Genomic DNA, 18,310 nt, shown 5'->3' with positions numbered 1-18,310 from the left:
GCAATGGATACACTTCATAAGCTTGTACTCTATGCTGCACAAATATCCTAGCACTCACGCCTTAAGAGAACAGTGCCGACAGTTCACTAGACCCCCGCAGTTTACGGGGAAATCATCAGTCTAAATCTTGATTCCAAGGCGCACTTCCTTATCAATCCTTGTCAGCATTGGCCCAGGCACCTCACGGAAATAGTCATCCGTGGCTTTGCGCGATCCAGCCCAGCAGCCATAGTCATCAACGATCAGAACGCCTCCTGTGGAGAGTCGAGGGTAGAGAAGCTGAAACTCAACGGCTGTGGATTCATACCAATCGGTATCTAGACGCAAAACAGAGATGACTTCAGGCTTAATTCTTTCCAATGTCTCAATGACATCTCCTTGCACAAAATGAATCTCAAAATCAAAATTATGGACGGAGAAAGCTGCTTGAACATCTTCTAATGAAGCGTAACACCAACCAATTTCGTCCCCATATTGCTCCATCATTTCAAAGCCGGTACGTCCATATTTGTCTACATCAAATTCAGTGGGGGTTGGCATACCCTCAAATGTGTCATACAGATATAGCTGGCGATCGCTAACGTTTCGCGCTTTCATAATCAAGGCAGCAAGTAAAGCGCTTCCTCCTCTCCAAACTCCGCACTCCAGAATCTCACCGGGTATCTCGCGATCGAGGACATAGTTCACCGATGTATAAAGCGCAAAGAGTGCCTCTACGCTGGTCATTGTATAAGGCTTTACCTGCTCAAATAAATCCATGAAAACCGGATCTTTACCCATATCTGGTGTGATCTGATCTTTCATGGTTGCTTGATGCTTTGTGGAGAAAACGATCGTTCGCTCAGTATTCATGATCGCAAGGAGGAGTGGGGATAGTTTAGGAGGATGGGAGCTGCAAAGCTTTGATGATTATACACGAGCAATAGATTAATAGCTCATCTTTTCTCCTCGGTATGAGATGATTGCGATTGATGGCTGCGCTGGACGATCAGACCTTCATTTCCTCGTAGCTCAAGGGTGTGTCCCAGTTGCCCTCCCTGGCGATCCATGAATGTAGAGAGGAGAACTTTTGACTGGTTGCGAAACTCCACCGGTAATGTCCATTCCTGGTATTCAGAACTGAAGTTCAAAGCCACAACGAGATCCGATGTCTCGTCAAAACGTCGATAGCAGAAAAGCTGTGATGGTGAGTATAAAGAAATGTAGTCACCAAGCTGTAGTGCCGGTTGTTGCCGACGCAAGCGCAAAAGTGCCTGGGTGAGTGAGAGACACGATCGGGAATCATGCTTCTGGGACTTGACATTGATACTGCTGTAGTCATGAGTGATGGGCAACCAAGGCTGGACTGATTCTGAACAGAAGCCTGCATTAGCAGAGTCATCCCAGAGCATCGGCGTGCGCTCAGGATCGCGTCCCACCCCAATACCGGGAGCTTTTTTTTCCCAAGGATCTTGGATATGTTCGGAGGGAATCCAGGCATCCTCCATTCCCAGTTCCTCTCCGTAGTAGATTGTTGGTGTACCGCGAAGGGTAAGCAATAACATCATGCCGATTTTGGCTTGAGAAATCCCAATTCTACTGGCGACGCGATGCTTGTCATGATTACCCAATGTCCAATTGGGCCATGCACCTTCGGGCAGCAGTCTCTCGTAACGATCGACAATTTCTCGGACGGACTCAGCACTCCATTGCAAATCAGATGACATCAATTCTGAATTGAGGGGTAAATGAAATTCGTCATTATTTGACCCATAGTGCTTGACAATTTCTTCTAGTGATTTGTATAGTTCAGCAATCAAAAGACGATCGTCATACCCATCTACCAGCGTTCGCAGCATACGATTGAAATCGTGAATTTCCGGTATATTCTTGCTGAAGACTTCAAACAGGCGATCGGATGGTTCCATGCCGGGATGCCAGTCGGGATTCACCGGATTATCTCGAAATTGCAAATCTTTGAAGGCACGATAGGCGGCATCAACTCGAAATCCATCCACGCCTCGCTGTAACCAAAAATGTAGTACATCCAACATCGCCTGTTTAGCATCGGGGTTACGCCAATTGATATCTGGCTGCTCCTTGAGAAACGAGTGTAGATAGTATTGCTCTGTTTTATCATCCCATTCCCAGGCAGAAAGCCCATCAAAACGTCCCAGCCAATTATTGGGAAGACTACCATCTGGCTTTGGATCTTTCCATATATACCAGTCTCGCTTGGGATGAGAACGCGAACTGCGGGATTCAATAAACCACTGATGCCGATCGGAACTATGCGCGGCAACAAAGTCAATCAAGACCTTGAGATTGCGATCGTGCAACTGTTGTATCAAGCTATCGATATCTGAAAGGGTACCAAAAACAGGGTCAATATTTGTATGGTCGCTGACATCATACCCAAAATCGGCCATTGGAGAGGGGTAGAAGGGTGTTACCCAGACGGCATCTATCCCCAACCATTCTAAATAATCTAGTTGCTGGATAATGCCGGGGATATCACCGATGCCATCTCCATTCGAGTCTTGAAAGCTACGCAGATAAGGCTGATAAATAACAGCAGACTTCCACCAAGGAGAATGAGACATTACGGTCATGGGTAATTAGAATCAATAAAAAAAAGGCAGATTTCTTGGCTCAGGAATTGGTATGAGTACCTAAACGACTGCGATCGCAGCGAACCGTGAAAAAACTTGCCAGCATGGATGCTATTGTCAGTGTTGAACGGCTGATGAGATAATATCATAATCCCTATTATGTCACTTTGAACACAGAATAAAGCTTTTGCCTTGCTGTCTCTGGATTTTAGCCCTTTTCAATAATTTATTCTTCGCCTTGCGAAAGCCTAACAAACCATTAGTTCCAAAAAATTATCTACCAAAAGTGACATAATAGGGATTATGATTGCCTGAATGATTTAGGTAGATCAATTCTCCCATATCCCTGTTTCATCCTTTAAGGAAGTAGGTAGGACTGAAAAGATTTACTTCACAAACAGCCTCTAAAGAAACATCATTGATATGATCCCTCAAATTCAACCTTGGATTGACGATAGTGAATGGCAAGAAGTTAAGCGGGTGATGGAATCAACCTACTTAACCGAGAATCAGGTGACAGAGGAGTTTGAAGCTGGCATTAGGGCTTTAACGGGGGCAAAGCACGCAATTGCTGTTTGCAACGGTACTGCTGCCTTATACTGCATCCTCAAGGCTCTGGATATTGGTCACGGAGATGAGGTGATTGTCCCCAACCTGACCTTTGTTGCTTCATCGAATGCGGTGATTATGGCAGGGGCTAAGCCCGTCTTTTGCCCAGTTAGAGCAGATACCCTGTGCATTGATGTAGAAGCAGCCGCAGCGCTGGTCAATGATAAGACCAAAGGGATTATGCCTGTCCATTTGTACGGTCAAAGTGCAGATATGGATGCGGTACTCGCCTTTGCTAAGCGCTTTGAGTTGAAGGTGATTGAAGATGCAGCACAGGCGATCGGAGTAGAGTTCAACGATCGTCATGTCGGCTATTACGGAGACGCAGGTGCCTTTTCCTTTTATGGCAACAAAACGATTACTTGCGGTGAAGGTGGGATTATTCTCACCGACTGTGATACTATTGCCCAGACTTGCCGCCGGCTTAAGAATCATGGGCGATCGCGTCGCGGCACCTTTATCCACGAACATATTGGCTTTAATTTTTCCATGACAGAAATGCAGGCAGCCATTGGTGTTGCCCAGCTCAGAAAGCTACCTGCAATTATTAAGCGCAAACAGCAAATTTATGAAGCTTACATGGCTGGTTTAGCAGATGTGACGGAGTTGCAGCCGCTCTTTATGGACCCACGGTGTAAGCCCGTCCACTGGTTTACCTCTTTCTTTGCGGAAAACCGAGCTGAACTGGCTGACTATTTAACCCATCGGGGAATTCAAACCAGACTATTTTTCTGTCCGCTTCATCTTCAACCTTGCTATCAAGACTGGACCGATCCCAGCATGAACTATCCCGTCAGTACATCTGCTTATGAGCGAGGAATTTCTTTGCCCTCATCTTATAGTTTGACTGATGAAGAACTAGATTTTATCATCGCCGAAATTCACCAGTTTTATCAGCTTTCTGAGCAATTGAAAAGTGCTTGAATATCCCCTCTCCCAAACCTCCGAATATCTTGCCTGTCGCGAGCAGGTAGTTGCGGCTTTGGCAGATTTGCCCCAAGGTAAAGCCTTATCTGAGGCGCTCATTGCAGGTCGCGACTTTCTTCACTCGATCCATCCCGATGAGGTTGCAGGCGTAACCAGAATTCAGGTGCGGGAGGGACATGGGCCTCAAAATCTCAATGATGAGCCGCTTGACACGCAGTTCCATGCTTATTTGGAAGCGGTGATTAATCCCCAGATTCGTATTGGTATCCTCGCAGATGGCACTAAACCCAGAAGTTATGACGATCGCAAAGTCCGCTGGTCTGGGGCTGGAGTGGCTGGATTCTGGTCTCGCAGTCAAGACACCTTCACCCTGGAAGTTGGACCCACTAGCTACCCACGTTGTCGTCTGGATTTGACTCGTAGTTCGCTGGAAGCACTAAAGCTGATGATGCGCGGACTGACAACTTACCAAGATCCCTACGCTTATTTTGCTAGGGGAGTTGGGGTTGCGGTGGTTCCGCTGACTGCGGATGGTAATGTCTACATTGGTAGGCGATCGACTTCATCGGATTACACAGGCGTTCTCAATTTTGTGGCTGGTTGGGCTACATTTTCTCCTAAAGCTCAAGAGATCAATTTTTATCAAGATGCTCAACGGGAGTTGTGGGAAGAAGTGAATGTTGCCATGACCTTAAATGACACGAATACTCGGTTTATTGGTATGTCTGGCAACCCGATCACGGGAGAAGTTGATTTGGTCTTTGTGGTGCAAACGGAAATGCCCGATCGCCATTTTCGATCTGGTCAGTGGGAAGAGCATTCTTGTTTGGTTCGCATTCGCAATAAAGCTGAAGCTGAAGTTCTGCTGGAACACGGACTGTTACCGGGAGAGCAAGAACCTTGCGCTCTGATGTTTTCCTCTCGCTTGGGCTTAGAATACTTAGTTCAACAGCATTGGTGAACGGTAGATAGAAAGACCTGACACCGCTGGCAATCAAATATTTTGAACAGGATGAAACTCTATGCAATGGCTCAATGAACCCTCCCAATGGACAGACTCAGGCGATCGCTTGATTGTCAAAACTTCTCCCAAAACAGATTTCTGGCGAATTACCCATTATGGGTTTATTCGTGACACCGGACATTTTTATTTTGATTCCATCAGCACTGATTTTGTTGTTGATGTCAAAATACGCGCCCATTACAAAGATATCTACGACCAGGCGGGCATCATGCTGCGTGCCGATGAAAAGCATTGGATCAAGACAGGTATTGAATATGTTGATGGCGTACAAAATCTGAGTGCTGTCGTTACCCATGACTATTCAGATTGGTCAGTCATTCCCTTGCCGAATCCCCCTGATGTTTTACACTTGCGCGTTGAACGCTCTAAAGAAGCTATCCAAATTTTCTACTTAAATGAAGCTTCTAACTATGCAATGCTCAGAATGACGTATTTACCCTATGAAACGCTTCAAGTAGGCGTTATGTGTGCCTCTCCAGACGGAGATGGATTCGAGGTAACGTTTGAGGATTATCAGGTCAATGCTACAGCGTCATAATCTTCCTTTTATCCCATATCGGTCAACCCTTTAAGGAGTGATGGGTTTACCGATTGTTGTCACCCCATCACTCTGTAAGGGCAAAGCGAAAGAAGATCCCTAGCCCGATCGGGAAAATTACTAATATTTTTAACCAAATTGAGCGATTTTATTTAGCTATTGGAGTGTGTTTTTCTAAATTCATTCTCAGGCTTCCGAATCGTATCGGCTCAATAAGTAGGGGGAGCAGTTATTCTAGTTGCCAAGACAAGCCCAAGGGATGAATAGAAGACTTTTCGCGAATAATAGTGGATAGAGAAGGAATGATTCTCAGTTGAGAAATTCGGTCACGCACATACTCAAAAAAACTGATTCCCAACTGACGAGTAGTAGCAACAAGAGACATAAAAGTTTCCTGGCCTGAGTACCCTCAATCGTCCCAGTTGCATAGCCGATCTTACGTCGCTGCACCAGAGTTCTGGCAGCTAACTCAGCCGGATTATTATGCAAAGGTAATTCAGGATGCTCTAAAACCCGCTCGCAACTCCGATACTTTTGTCGCAGTTAATTGTTGGCGTTCATTCAACAATTCATAACCGCTTTTCGTTGTAAAAAGTAGCCAAAATTTAGACTTTAAAGGCAGTGCAGCTTCTGCACTAGGAGCATCTTTGTAAGCTAATAATTCCCGATAATAATCCCAAAAATATTCGATCGACTACCCTAAAATTACTTGATGGCAATGTTGTCATCACCAAAAACTGAGATGGCGTCAGGTATTTTTGTAAATGAGTCTGGTAAAATCTTCGTATCATTATTTTTTTGGATAAGCAAGCGTGTAACAATTTTGCTGCCTATCTTTTTTTACCACAAGTAGGCTCAATCCTTACTAACTATGGGTTTCAGGGGGGTTGTCACCCCCCCCAAGAGGCACAATATTCATCAATAAAATTAATGGTGGATCGAGATGGGCGGGCTTCATCCACAGACAGCAACTGAGTTAGGGTCGTTTTCGGCTATCCCATCAGAGTGACACAAGAGCAATAAATTGCCTGTTGAAATTTTGGCGTTCATTCAACAATTCATAACCGCTTTTCGTTGTAAAAAGTAGCCAAAATTTAGACTTTAAAGGCAGTGCAGCTTCTGCACTAGGAGCATCTTTGTAAGCTAATAATTCCCGATAATAATCCCAAAATATTCGATCGACTACCCTAAAATTACTTGATGGCAATGTTGTCATCACCAAAAACTGAGATGGCGTCAGGTATTTTTGTAAATGAGTCTGGTAAAATCTTCGTATCATTATTTTTTTGGATAAGCAAGCGTGTAACAATTTTGCTGCCTATCTTTTTTTACCACAAGTAGGCTCAATCCTTACTAACTATGGGTTTCAGGGGGGTTGTCACCCCCCCCCAAGAGGCACAATATTCATCAATAAAATTAATGGTGGATCGAGATGGGCGGGCTTCATCCACAGACAGCAACTGAGTTAGGGTCGTTTTCGGCTATCCCATCAGAGTGACACAAGAGCAATAAATTGCCTGTTGAAATTGTCGAAAGGGTTGTGGAGCATGAGGTGTAGGGTGTAGGCGCATGCAAATTAAATTCCTATTAACTTATGCTAGGTATCAATGTCGGGAGAAGCCACTATGCTTGGTAAATCAAGGATGCCCTTATCACCTGGACTTTTCAGAAAAATTCCCCTACAAATAATGCTAATTGTTCCATTTGTTGTTCAAACAGTTGGAGCAGTGGCTGTTGTTGGTTATCTTTCCTATAGAAACGGTCAAAAAGCAGTAAATGATGTAGCTACTCAGTTGCGGAATGATGTTAGCGATCGCATCAACCAAAATCTAACTTATCTGCTTGCTATTCCCTTTCAATCCTTTGAAAACTATGATGCAGCCCTGAGCCAAAACCGCATCGATCTTAATAATGGGAGAGACGTAGAGAAGTTTCTATGGGGACAACTCCCTGCCTTTCCCCTTGTTGCTGCCGCAGCTTTTGTTACCCCCAATCAAGAGTTTTTTGCTGGTGAGCGGCAGGATGATGGCGCGATCGTCATCCGTGCTTCGGAGGTAGAAAATAACCACACTTTGACGACCTATACCGCCAGTCCAGAGGGGGAACGCCGAGAAATTATCAACGCCGGGAACCCTAACTTTGATCCCCGCAATCGCCCCTACTATAAAATTCCAGTCCAGCAAAAGCAAGCTGTTTGGGCAAAACTGTATCCTCACATTACAGGTAAATACCTATACATTGCGGCTGGCAAACCCATATATACCAAGACTGGAGATATCCAAGGAGTGTGGATGACAAGCTTAAATCTGGTAATGTTTGGGGATTTTTTAAGTAAACTCAAAATCGGTAAAACTGGACAAAGTTTTATTCTGGAACGTTCTGGAGAAATGATTGCCACCTCTACAGGAGAAAAGCCCTTTCAATATTACCCAGACAAGGTTGTCCAACTGCCAGAGCAACGAGTTCAACGACTTAAGGTTGTCAATAGTAGCAATGCCATCACCCAAAAAGCGAGTCAAGCTTTGCTAGAGCAGTTTCAGGATTTTCAAAAAATCCAAGCATCTCATCAACTGAAATTTACCATCGCTGGTAAAAATTATTTCGTCCAAGTCGATCCTTTTCGAGATAGTAAAGGTATTGACTGGTTGGTGGTGGTGACTATTCCAGAAGCAGACTTTATGAATCAGATTAATGCCAATACTCAGACTACAATCCTGCTCTGTTTAGCAACTTTGATTTTGGCAATTTTGTTGGGTATCCTGACCGCTCGCCGGATTATCCATCCTGTGGAGCGGATCACTACTGCTTCGGAAGCGATCGCTGGGGGCAATCTCAACCAACAAGTGGAGGTTAGTTCCATCGTTGAACTTGGCAAATTAGCCAACGTTTTTAACGGCATGACCAGACAACTGAAGGATTCTCTAGATGCCATCCATTTGGCAAATGAAGAGTTGGAAGCTAGAGTGGAGCAAAGAACTGGAGAACTGCGCCTAGAAAAAGAAAAGTCAGAACAATTACTTTTGAATATCTTACCTGCCGAAATTGCCGATCGCCTCATGCGGACTAATGAATCTCCTGCAGAACATTTTGAAGAAGCCACGATTTTGTTTGCGGATATCGTAGGTTTTACTACTATCTCGGCACGGATAGAACCGATGCAATTGGTAGCAGGTTTGAACCAAATTTTTTCTACGTTCGATCAACTCACTGAAAAGTATGGCTTAGAGAAAATTAAAACCATTGGGGATGCCTACATGGTAGTTGGTGGTTTACCCGTTTCTCGACCGGATCATGCCGACGCGATCGCCAACATGGCGTTGGATATGCAAGCCTATATGCAAGAGGTGGAGAATATTTTTGGGGAATCTCTACAAATTCGGATCGGGATTAATACGGGTCCTGTAATTGCGGGAGTAATTGGGATTAAGAAATTTATCTATGACCTCTGGGGTGATGCGGTGAATGTCGCCTCAAGGATGGAATCCCACGGCAAACCGGGATACATTCAAGTCACCGATGCGACTTATCTCAAATTACAGAATAAATACTTACTAGAGCCAAGGGGTACGATCGAGGTCAAGGGAAGAGGAGAAATGATGACCTATTGGCTTTTGGGTCGGCGGGGAGGAATATTAGCTACTACCACTCGATAGGTGAATAACTGTTAAAATAGCGTTAACTAAGGGTTATTTTAACTCAATGTTAACTATTGAATTATCTAGGAGAGAAAACTCCCTGTGCTAGCACCTTTCATCCCAACATCTACTCCGAATCTACTGTATTGCACAGGTACAGAATTACGGCTAGACCTTCTCAGAAGCCTGAATCTGGCTTACAATATCTGACATTGGCCAATATCCCCAAGATTCTGTAATCTGCTGGTTCTCAATCTTAAATATTTCTAACGCCTCAAATTCTATTTTAACTCCACTGGCAGCCATACCAACAAACTCACCCAGGTGCGTAGCTGTAAAGTGACCTCGAAATACAACTTTGTCATTTTCTTCAATCAGATCGTCAATCACCACTTTGATATCTGGAAAGGCTTTGTGAGTCCCCTTCAGTATCTCAATCGCATCCTCGACGCTTCGCACTTGAGGTAGCCCGTGATCTAGATAATTCGGCACAATATACTTATACGCAGCTTCGTAATCTTGATTGTTATAAATTTCAAAAAACTGTTTAACTACTTCCTTATTAGTCAGGGTATTCATACAATCTCATTTCTAGTTTGACAGGTAAATCATACACGAACGCTGTTACGTTGTAAACTTGTCTTTTTGAGTTTCCAGAGCGATCGCATACCTTTCTTAACATTTTCAGTAGTTTTGTGAAAGTTGCGTAAGTCCTCACCTACTTTCCTCACTTGCCTACAACTGATACCAGTGCTCGATCGATTGCTGCCAATACGTCCGCATTTAGTTGTATTCCTGATGCAGCAGCGTTATCAACAATTTGTTCCGGACGACTAGCACCGATAATGGCTGAAGATACGTACTCAGACCGTAGTACCCAAGCCAGAGCTAACTGTGGCATACTCAACCCTAACTCTTGGGCAATGGGTTTCAGTTTCTGTACTGCTGTTAGAATGCGATCGCTAAACAACTCCTCCAGCAAAAACCAATTCATTTTTTCATTTGCAGCGCGAGAATTTTGAGGTGGAACTTGTCCTGGCTGGTATTTGCCTGCAAGTACACCTTGAGCTAATGGCGACCAAACAATCTGACCAACACCATTAGCTGCACACAATGGAAACACTTCAGCTTCCGGTGTGCGCCACAGCATAGAATACTGAGGCTGACTGGAAACAAAGCGTTCAACATCAGCAATATTGAACGCAGATTGAATTTGCTCTGGACTCCACTCGCTAAAGCCGATGTAACGAGCTTTTCCCTGACGCACTACCTCAGTGAGTGCCGTCATTGTTTCCTCCAAAGGTGTGTTCGGATCGTAGCGATGACATTGATACAAGTCAACATAATCGGTACGCAATCGATTTAAAGAAGCATCGATTTGTTTTCCGATCTGGGCTGCTGACAGTCCTTGGTCAGTAGGTGACGTGGGAAAGAAGACCTTGGTTGCTAGGATATAGGACGATCGCTCAATTCCTTGTAATACTTCCCCTAGAAATGACTCAGCGCCGCCAGCCGCATAAGAATTAGAAGTGTCAATGAAGTTAATACCAAGGTCAAAGGCTTTGTAAATGCAAGCCTCTGCATTTTGCTGTTCTACACCCTCACAAATACCCCAGGAACCAAGACTGATTTCTGAAATATGCAATTCGCTGTTACCCAATTTTCTGTATTTCATTTGTATTTCTTATTTCAATGTTTTTTTATATTCATTTACAAAAAATGAATATAATCCGTCAAAACAATTGTAACCCCGCAATATACTACATGGGAGTGATAGTTTTAGCGGTATTTTCAATATAAATTAAATTATGAGTTGGCAACAGCCTCCTTCTCCTCATTTGATTGCAAAGTCATAGGTATCTGTATTCCAGAAACTAATACGCAAGATAACATAAATACGGATAAAGCTAACCATAAAAAATGATTGCTATGAAAATAAAAGGTTGATAAACATAGAAAGATAAGTCCCAGTAAGCCACTGACCAAGTACGTATTGCGTACAGCAGAACCCTCACCCAAGCCAGAAAAATATCCATCTAGAATATAAGCAACTCCTGCGCCAACTACAACAATGGGGATCCAAAGGATATAAATTTTAATGGCTTCTATCAATTCAGAATGGCTAGTGAACAGATGAAATATAGGGTCAGGAAAAAAGAAAGCAGCTAGTCCAACTAATAAACTAATCACCAGATTGGTTGCTAATGCAATTTGCAAAAGTGGCACAAATTTATGTGTTGTTCCTTGACCTTGAAAGTTACCGATTAAACTTACAGTAGCGTATTCTACTCCATCACACATATACATACTCAATGCTACTATTTGAAGGAGTAAAACATTTTCAGCCAGAACCTCAGTCCCCAATGTAGCACTAAAAGCATTGAAAAGGACAAAAATAGATACGATAACTATAGACCTAACAGATAGATTGCCATTCAGAACAAAAGCAGTTTGCAATGCGGACAAATTTAGGACTTTTCCTGTTAAACTACCTATTTCTTTTAAGGAAAATTCACTGCCAATCATCACAAGCGCTACAAATAAGGTTATATACTGGCTAATAGCCTGCGACAATCCCGCCCCCATGCTTGACCAATCCCAAAGGACAATGTAAAGGTAATTCAGTGCAACATTAGCAACATTCCCAATAATAGTGAGTAAAAGAACTTTGCGGTTTTGTTCTCTTCCAAGAAACCATCCAATTAAGACTAAGTTGACGAAAGCCGCAGGCGCTCCCCAAATCCGACTATTAAAATAAGTAATACCGGCCAGTTGCACATCTGGAGTAGCGTTCAACAACATAAAGCCTAGCTTCCCCAAAGGGTATTGCAGCAGCAAAAAAAGCATACCCAATCCCAAAGCGATTAAACCATTTTGTAGCCCTGCTAGAAGTATGGCTTCTCGGTCATCTCGTCCAACTGCTTGAGATGTAATCGCAGTTGTTCCTGACTTAATAAAAGAACAACTTTCGTAGAGAAAATCAAACAAAATAGCACCTAATGCCACCCCGGCTAAATAACTAATGTTTGACAGGTGTCCCAGGAAAGCTACGCTGATTGCACCCGATAAGGGTATTGTAATATTCGACACTACGTTGACAGCAGCGATTTTCAGAAAGCGATATAGAAAGTCGTATTGAAGCAATGTCAAAGTCCCTTGGGATAGATACTCCAGTTTAGTTTATCAGTATTTTTTGCCTAATGTCAACTTGAAATACTGAACCGTATTGGGTTATGAGTCAATAAGCCGGTCAATAATCCGCTATCTTGTTTGAGTTGAGGTTCAGGGGCTTTAATGCTTTTACCATCAAGGTTCCAGAGGCGTTGTCACCCCCTCAAGTGGAATCTATCGCAAGATAGACTTTTGCACGATGTCTATTAGTTTTAATCAATTAAAATTTCAATGACAAACTCCGTTCCTTCTCCCAGTGCAGAAATACAACTCAGTTTTCCGCCGTGTTTTTCTTCTACAATTTGACGCGAGATCGCCAGTCCCAACCCAGTCCCTTTGCCCACGTCTTTAGTGGTAAATAGATGGTCGAAAATCCGATTTTTCACCTCTTCTGACATTCCATTGCCGTTATCGGCGATGGAAATTTTTACCTGTTCACCTTCCACTTTTGTCCGAATAGTGATTTGATTGGGATGGGCTTCAATCTCTGCAAAATTCTTTCCTTGATTGGATTCTTCTAAGGCATCGATCGCATTCGCCAGCAGATTCATAAATACCTGGTTTAACTGTCCCAAATAACATTTTACTTTGGGAATCTTGCCGTACTCTTTAATGATTTGAATTTCAGGATGCTTTTCGTTCGCTTTCAGGCGATGGCGTAAAATCATCAAAGTGCTATTGAGTCCTTCGTGGATATTAGCCTCAACTTTATGGGCCGTATCGGCACGAGAGAAAGTGCGGAGGGAGGTGCTGATGTTTTTGATGCGATCGCACCCTATTTTCATGGAACTCAACATCTTGGGTAAATCTTCTACTAGATAATCTAAATCTATTTCCTCTGCTTTCTCAATCAATTCTGCTCCCGGTTGAGGAAACTTTTCTTGATAGAGGTGCAAATAATCAATTAAATCTTGGACTCCAGCATTAGCTTCATTAAGGTTCCCGGCAATAAAACCAACGGGGTTGTTGATTTCATGGGCAACCCCTGCCACGAGATTACCTAGTGCTGACATCTTTTCGCTTTGGATCATTTGCATCTGAGCTTGCTGAAGTTCATTCAAAGTCTGCTGCACTTGGTGATAGAGGCGGGCATTCTCTAGAGCGATCGCCGCTTGACTAGAGAGAAAATTCAGCACTAGGAGGCGCTCGGGACTAAACACCCCACTGGTTATCCGATTTTCTAGATACAAAATGCCGACCAAATTCCCCTGATTTAGAATTGGCAAACCCAGCAAACTCTCAGGTTGGTGGTACTCTAAATAATCGTCAATTACAGGCATATCTGTTTTGAGGCGATCGATGACAACTGCTGCTAGGGTGTTTTTAACATACTGGATTAATTTAACGGGAACGGTGGGATTGTTCTCTAGGGGTTCCGTTTGCAGGCTAATGTCTTCCAAGGTAGCGATCGCCCGCACTTGCCATTGTTGATCTTGGCAGAGCATCAGTGCACAGCGATCGGCTCCAGAGTTTTGTAGCATGGTTTGGGTCACAATTTGCAGCAACTCATCCAGGTCGATCGTGCGGGAGATGACTTGGGAGATTTGCAGCAGGGTCGAAAAATCTAGAGCATGGTTGATGGAGGTGTTGGAGGTACTGGGGTGGGTGCTCGAATGAATGGAGTAAGTAGGATTGCTGAGCGTGGATACGGTTTCTAAAATAGTGAGGGGTTGGGCGGACTCTTGTAAGATAGGGCGCAGCAGATCGGGATAATGTTTTTCTAAATCATCTGTTTTGGCTTTGGCTTCCCAGCGGGCGTAGCAGTAGTAAGCTTGCTGCATATAAACCTGAGCGACTTTTTCTTTGCCCCAGTCGAGGTAGAATTTGGCGGCGAGTTCGTTGGCTAAGGCTTCTTCGTTGAGGAATTGGTTTTCTTTAGCGAGTTGAATGGCGCGATCGTAATAGTCGATCGCTTCTAGTTTTTGCCCCTGTACCCGATACCGTTCTGCTTCTACCAAAAGAAACTTATGTTGGTAATTCATTGGGGCATAGTGCCCCCATTTCTTCAGCTTTTTCTGATTCGCGTTAATGCACTTGAGAATTTGCTGGCGTTGTGAAGAGGTTGCAGTCGCGTAAATTGCCAGTTGTGCCAGAGAATCGTAAAAGAAGTGCAGCACCGTTGGGAGCGAGGAAACACAGTTTTCAAAGTAGGGTTTAGCAGCGTTTGACTTCTCAATTGCTGCGTCATACTGCCCGAACAAATAATGAAGATGCTGCTGGCAAACGTAACTAAAAAATAACCCTGTACGATCGCTCGCAGCCACCTGTGCGGGAATATCTTCAGCAACCCGATAGCTTTCGCCGGACAAGCAACTCGGATCGCTAGAATCACCCAGAAGATTTAAGGTCGCTTGATGGTATATCTGGATGTAAAGAGAGCCGTTTTTTTGGTTGAAAGGAGCGATCGCCGTTATGAAAGAACGAATTGCTGCTTCTGCTTCCGTTAAGTTCTCCCCTGTCCAGTAGCGATTGTAAGAATGAACCAAAGCTGCCCAAGCAGCATATTCTACATCTCCCGTTTCTAAACCGCTCTGGTAAGCTGTTAACAGCGCTGGCATTGTATCTGCGATGCGATCGCGCCAATGGCTGATAAACGTATAAGTCATAAATAGCACTTTCGCTTTCAAATCCGTCGCGTTAAAACGATCTAGTAATTGCAGAGAAAGTTGTCCAAACTGATAGCCTCCTTCGATATCCATGAGTATGCCGCAGAGGATCAGTCCATACCAAGCATAGCCAAAAGCTGATAGGGCAGTATTGCCGTGCCGTACAGACAAGTTAACCCGCTCAAATACCAGTAGCGGCATCAACTTCGGAGCACAAAGATACGCAGCAGAAGCAGCACTAGAAAGAATTCGCATCGCGGCCAATTTGTTAGCATCTGTCATATTTGGCAGATTCACAAGCTGTTCCGGTTTCTTGTTACCGAGAATCAACTTTGTTTTGGCTAAACCCAGCAATACTTGAGGCTGAGTCGGGTTTTTGGGAAGCCGAATCCCAAACTGCCCGAGCACATCAATTGCTGTGTAAACGCCATCCTGGGGCTGGCCTTGGGCAAGGTAAGCGAGGATTTGAATCTCGTAAGCGCTAACTTTGTCGATCAGTTGGTTTGCTTGTTGCAAAATCGCAGTAATTAGCTGTTCCATCTGTTCAAATTCGCTGCACAAATACGCTGCTTCGGCTGCCAAATTGTGCAGCGCCAGCGTCAGAGTATATTGTTCCTGCCAGCTATCGGCTGGTAAGCTGCTAATACCTGTATTGACAAATATCAATGCCGCATCAAAGGCTGCGGCAGCTTTTGCAGTTTTCCCAGCCTGCAAGTTGAGCGAGGCTAATTCATAACGTGCTGTTTGTTCGCAAATCAGCCCGCGGGCAAAGTTGAAATGACCGACAATATCAAAAATCCTTTCCTGACGTTGAGTTTCACTACTTTTTTGCAGCAACAGTTGTCCTATTTTCAGGTGAGTGGCTTGTTTTCTATCTTCTGGAATTAGGGAATAAGCCGCTTGTTGAATGCGATCGTGTAGAAATTTGTAGTTAGGTAATTGATTGGCGGTAGTTGGCAATAGGTCGGTTTTTTCCCGAGGTTCTTTTCCTTGATAAAACTTGTAAATTTCACTGGTGGGTAAGATGAATCCTTCTTGCAATGATTTCCACAAATCCGCCGCAGTTTCTTCTGGCGACTTCTCGGTGACTACCGCCAATGTATTCAAATCAAACTGCGCTCCAATGCACGCAGCCAACTTCAGCACATCCTGAGTTTCTGGCGGCAACTTCTGCAATTGCACCGCCATAAACTCCACCACATCATCGCTGATAATTAGGGCTTTGACTTTGGCAATATCGCACTGCCACCCCCCTGTTACCCCCCCCTGTCCCCCCTTGGTAAGGGGGGATGAAAGGGGGGTGGAGTTAAACGCAATCAGCCCATCTTCCTGTAGCGATTTGAGAAATTGCGTGGCAAAAAAGGGATTGCCTTTGGTTTTTTGATAAACTAACTCGGTTAACGGCTGAGCCAAAGGGCGATCGCACGAGAGCGTATCTGCTATCAAATCGTTAATATCGGCTTGACTCAGAGGTTCCAAGGTAATAGTATTTACCGTTACTTGGGATTTTTCCATTTCTGCTACTGCCAACATAAATGGATGAGCCGGAGATACTTCGTTATCCCGATATGCCCCAATTACCAGCAAATTCTGACTATCTTTTTCGCTCATCAACACTTGCAAAAGCTTCAGGGATGCTGAATCTGACCACTGCAAATCATCCAAAAAAATCACTAAGGGATGTTCTTTTGTAGCAAACACAGAGATGAATTTTTGAAACACTAAATTGAAGCGGTTTTCGGCGGCACTTCCCAAAAGTTCAGAGACAGGCTGTTGTTGGCCAATAATTCGTTCCAGTTCGGGAATTACTTCTACAATAACTTGACCGTTGTCGGCAACAGCATCCTGAATTTTTATTTGCCATTGCTGTAGCTGAACGTCGCTTTCTGAAAGTAATTGCTCCATCAATTCTCGGAAGGCTTGCACAAAAGCACTAAAGGGAATGTTGCGTTTAAATTGGTCGTATTTGCCTTTGATGAAATAACCGCGTTGGCGAACTATGGGTTTGTGAACTTCGTTGACTACAACGGTTTTACCAATGCCGGAAAATCCTGCAACTAGCATCATTTCCCTGCGGGATAAATTCGATTCCCCCCAACCGCCCTTAGTAAGAGGTGAGTCTTCTTTTCCCTCGTTTCTCTCGTTTCCAGGCTGTTCTGGAAAACGAAAATTAGAGGGATTTGCTACTCGATCGAATGCTGCTAATAATTGGGCAACTTCGGTTTCTCGGCCGTAGAGTTTCTCTGGTATGATAAAGCGATCGCACACATCGCGCCGCCCAATGGCAAAACTCTCAATTTTACCTGTCTCATTGAGTTGCTGCAAACAAGTTTCTAAATCGGCTTTGGGCCCTAATGCACTCTGATACCGATTTTCAGCATTTTTAGCCATCAATTTGCTGACAATTTCCGAGAGCACGAGGGGAATTTTGGGATTAATTTCACGTACAGAGGGCGGTTGCTTGGCAATATGACAGTGGAGCAATTCCATCGGATCGCTGGATTGAAATGGCAATTTTCCTGTCAGCAATTCATAAAAAGTTACACCTAATGAATAAAAGTCTGTGCGGTAGTCAAGCCCGCGATTCATTCTTCCTGTTTGTTCGGGAGATAAATAGCTGAGTGTTCCTTCGAGCACGTTGGGACTCATCAGGGTTTGAGTTTCCCTTGGCAGCAAAGATGCAATACTAAAATCAATGAGTTTGACTTGTTTAGTCTCTGGATTAATTAGAATATTGGCGGGTTTAATATCTTTGTGAATAATGCGCTGGCGACAAAGTATATCTAATGTATTGCAGAGGTCGATCGCTATTTGGAAAAATTCAACGAGAGACGGAACTGTTTTCCCTTTCCCCGTCCATTCCTTCAGGGAAATTCCCCCAAAGTCTTCCACGATCAACGCATAGCCATTCTGGTACGTTTCCAGGCTGTAGGTTTGAATAATTCCGGGCAAGTTGAGGTTTTTGGCGATCGTGTATTGATTGCGAAAATTCAAGAGTTCGCTGAAGCTGGGATACTCGTTCCGCAAGACTTTAATGGCGACCGGTTTTTGGTCGCAGAGGCGAATTCCGCGATAAACTAGGGTGCGAGTGCCTGAATAAATTCGATCGACAATTTGATAACCAGTTAGTTCTATCATAGCAATAATTATTTTTTTAGTACAATATTTGGTCTTACAAGTATAATCTAGTGCCAATCAGATTCTACCTT

At 44.0% G+C, this 18,310-nt stretch carries 12 protein-coding genes; 4 read left to right on the top strand and 8 right to left on the bottom strand.

All coding sequences use genetic code 11. The features are described from left to right. Window positions 1-120: 120 nt before the first annotated feature. The gene (locus tag QUA13_RS18505; protein WP_333200789.1) at window positions 121-852 is read right to left on the bottom strand and encodes a TylF/MycF/NovP-related O-methyltransferase; all 732 of its coding nucleotides are present in this window, start codon (window positions 850-852) and stop codon (window positions 121-123) included. An 83-nt stretch (window positions 853-935) separates the two neighbouring features. Next, on the bottom strand, window positions 936-2,591 hold the full coding sequence (locus tag QUA13_RS18500; protein ID WP_333200787.1) for an alpha-amylase family glycosyl hydrolase: 1,656 nt from the start codon (window positions 2,589-2,591) through the stop codon (window positions 936-938). A 423-nt stretch (window positions 2,592-3,014) separates the two neighbouring features. Here QUA13_RS18500 and QUA13_RS18495 point away from each other — a divergent pair, with 423 nt between their 5' ends. The 3 genes from QUA13_RS18495 to QUA13_RS18485 all read left to right on the top strand — a co-directional run bounded on the left by QUA13_RS18495 (window position 3,015) and on the right by QUA13_RS18485 (window position 5,689). Beyond that, the gene (locus tag QUA13_RS18495; RefSeq protein ID WP_333200785.1) at window positions 3,015-4,124 is read left to right on the top strand and encodes a DegT/DnrJ/EryC1/StrS family aminotransferase; all 1,110 of its coding nucleotides are present in this window, start codon (window positions 3,015-3,017) and stop codon (window positions 4,122-4,124) included. Beyond that, window positions 4,117-5,088 (top strand): hypothetical protein, encoded by a 972-nt coding sequence (locus QUA13_RS18490; protein WP_333200783.1) that lies wholly within the window; start codon window positions 4,117-4,119, stop codon window positions 5,086-5,088. Before QUA13_RS18495 ends, QUA13_RS18490 begins: the two co-directional genes overlap by 8 nt. Before the next feature lie 61 nt (window positions 5,089-5,149). Next, entirely contained in the window at window positions 5,150-5,689 is a 540-nt protein-coding gene (locus QUA13_RS18485) for a DUF1349 domain-containing protein (protein WP_333200781.1), read from the top strand. A gap of 229 nt (window positions 5,690-5,918) precedes the next feature. Here the strand turns inward: QUA13_RS18485 and QUA13_RS18480 are convergent, their stop codons facing one another. Then, window positions 5,919-6,074, bottom strand: a complete 156-nt coding sequence (locus QUA13_RS18480) for a hypothetical protein (protein ID WP_333200779.1) — start codon at window positions 6,072-6,074, stop codon at window positions 5,919-5,921. 615 nt (window positions 6,075-6,689) lie between these two features. Further along, window positions 6,690-6,968 carry a hypothetical protein gene (locus QUA13_RS18475; RefSeq protein ID WP_333200777.1) on the bottom strand — a complete coding sequence of 93 codons (279 nt, stop codon included), beginning with the start codon at window positions 6,966-6,968 and terminating at the stop codon, window positions 6,690-6,692. Window positions 6,969-7,377: 409 nt separating this feature from the next. Here QUA13_RS18475 and QUA13_RS18470 point away from each other — a divergent pair, with 409 nt between their 5' ends. Next, window positions 7,378-9,342, top strand: a complete 1,965-nt coding sequence (locus tag QUA13_RS18470) for an adenylate/guanylate cyclase domain-containing protein (protein WP_333200775.1) — start codon at window positions 7,378-7,380, stop codon at window positions 9,340-9,342. A gap of 150 nt (window positions 9,343-9,492) precedes the next feature. Here QUA13_RS18470 and QUA13_RS18465 read toward each other — a convergent pair whose 3' ends face one another. The 4 genes from QUA13_RS18465 to QUA13_RS18450 all read right to left on the bottom strand — a co-directional run bounded on the left by QUA13_RS18465 (window position 9,493) and on the right by QUA13_RS18450 (window position 18,239). Then, complete coding sequence (locus QUA13_RS18465; protein ID WP_333200774.1) at window positions 9,493-9,903, bottom strand: ester cyclase; 411 nt, start codon at window positions 9,901-9,903, stop codon at window positions 9,493-9,495. A gap of 148 nt (window positions 9,904-10,051) precedes the next feature. Next, window positions 10,052-10,999: an aldo/keto reductase family protein gene (locus QUA13_RS18460; protein WP_333200772.1), complete on the bottom strand. Its 948-nt coding sequence runs from the start codon at window positions 10,997-10,999 to the stop codon at window positions 10,052-10,054. 131 nt (window positions 11,000-11,130) lie between these two features. Then, window positions 11,131-12,468 carry a guanitoxin biosynthesis MATE family efflux transporter GntT gene (gene gntT, locus QUA13_RS18455; RefSeq protein WP_333200770.1) on the bottom strand — a complete coding sequence of 446 codons (1,338 nt, stop codon included), beginning with the start codon at window positions 12,466-12,468 and terminating at the stop codon, window positions 11,131-11,133. A 239-nt stretch (window positions 12,469-12,707) separates the two neighbouring features. Further along, window positions 12,708-18,239, bottom strand: coding sequence for an AAA family ATPase (locus QUA13_RS18450; RefSeq protein WP_333200768.1), 5,532 nt, complete (start codon window positions 18,237-18,239; stop codon window positions 12,708-12,710). Window positions 18,240-18,310: the final 71 nt, after the last annotated feature.

Source organism: Microcoleus sp. S28C3, from assembly GCF_036700785.1.
In the GTDB taxonomy this organism is placed as follows: domain Bacteria; phylum Cyanobacteriota; class Cyanobacteriia; order Cyanobacteriales; family Microcoleaceae; genus Microcoleus; species Microcoleus asticus.
Note: the sequence above shows the minus strand (reverse complement) of the source record. Positions and strands in the feature narration are given on the sequence as shown.

Excerpts from the sequence above, each read along its gene's own strand:
- QUA13_RS18505 (WP_333200789.1), bottom strand. The coding sequence starts at position 852 with ATGAATACTGAGCGAACGATCGTTTTCTCCACAAAGCATCAAGCAACC.
- QUA13_RS18500 (WP_333200787.1), bottom strand. The coding sequence starts at position 2,591 with ATGACCGTAATGTCTCATTCTCCTTGGTGGAAGTCTGCTGTTATTTAT.
- QUA13_RS18495 (WP_333200785.1), top strand. The coding sequence starts at position 3,015 with ATGATCCCTCAAATTCAACCTTGGATTGACGATAGTGAATGGCAAGAA.
- QUA13_RS18485 (WP_333200781.1), top strand. The coding sequence starts at position 5,150 with ATGCAATGGCTCAATGAACCCTCCCAATGGACAGACTCAGGCGATCGC.
- QUA13_RS18480 (WP_333200779.1), bottom strand. The coding sequence starts at position 6,074 with ATGTCTCTTGTTGCTACTACTCGTCAGTTGGGAATCAGTTTTTTTGAG.
- QUA13_RS18475 (WP_333200777.1), bottom strand. The coding sequence starts at position 6,968 with ATGATACGAAGATTTTACCAGACTCATTTACAAAAATACCTGACGCCA.
- QUA13_RS18470 (WP_333200775.1), top strand. The coding sequence starts at position 7,378 with ATGCTAATTGTTCCATTTGTTGTTCAAACAGTTGGAGCAGTGGCTGTT.
- QUA13_RS18465 (WP_333200774.1), bottom strand. The coding sequence starts at position 9,903 with ATGAATACCCTGACTAATAAGGAAGTAGTTAAACAGTTTTTTGAAATT.
- QUA13_RS18460 (WP_333200772.1), bottom strand. The coding sequence starts at position 10,999 with ATGAAATACAGAAAATTGGGTAACAGCGAATTGCATATTTCAGAAATC.
- QUA13_RS18450 (WP_333200768.1), bottom strand. The coding sequence starts at position 18,239 with ATGATAGAACTAACTGGTTATCAAATTGTCGATCGAATTTATTCAGGC.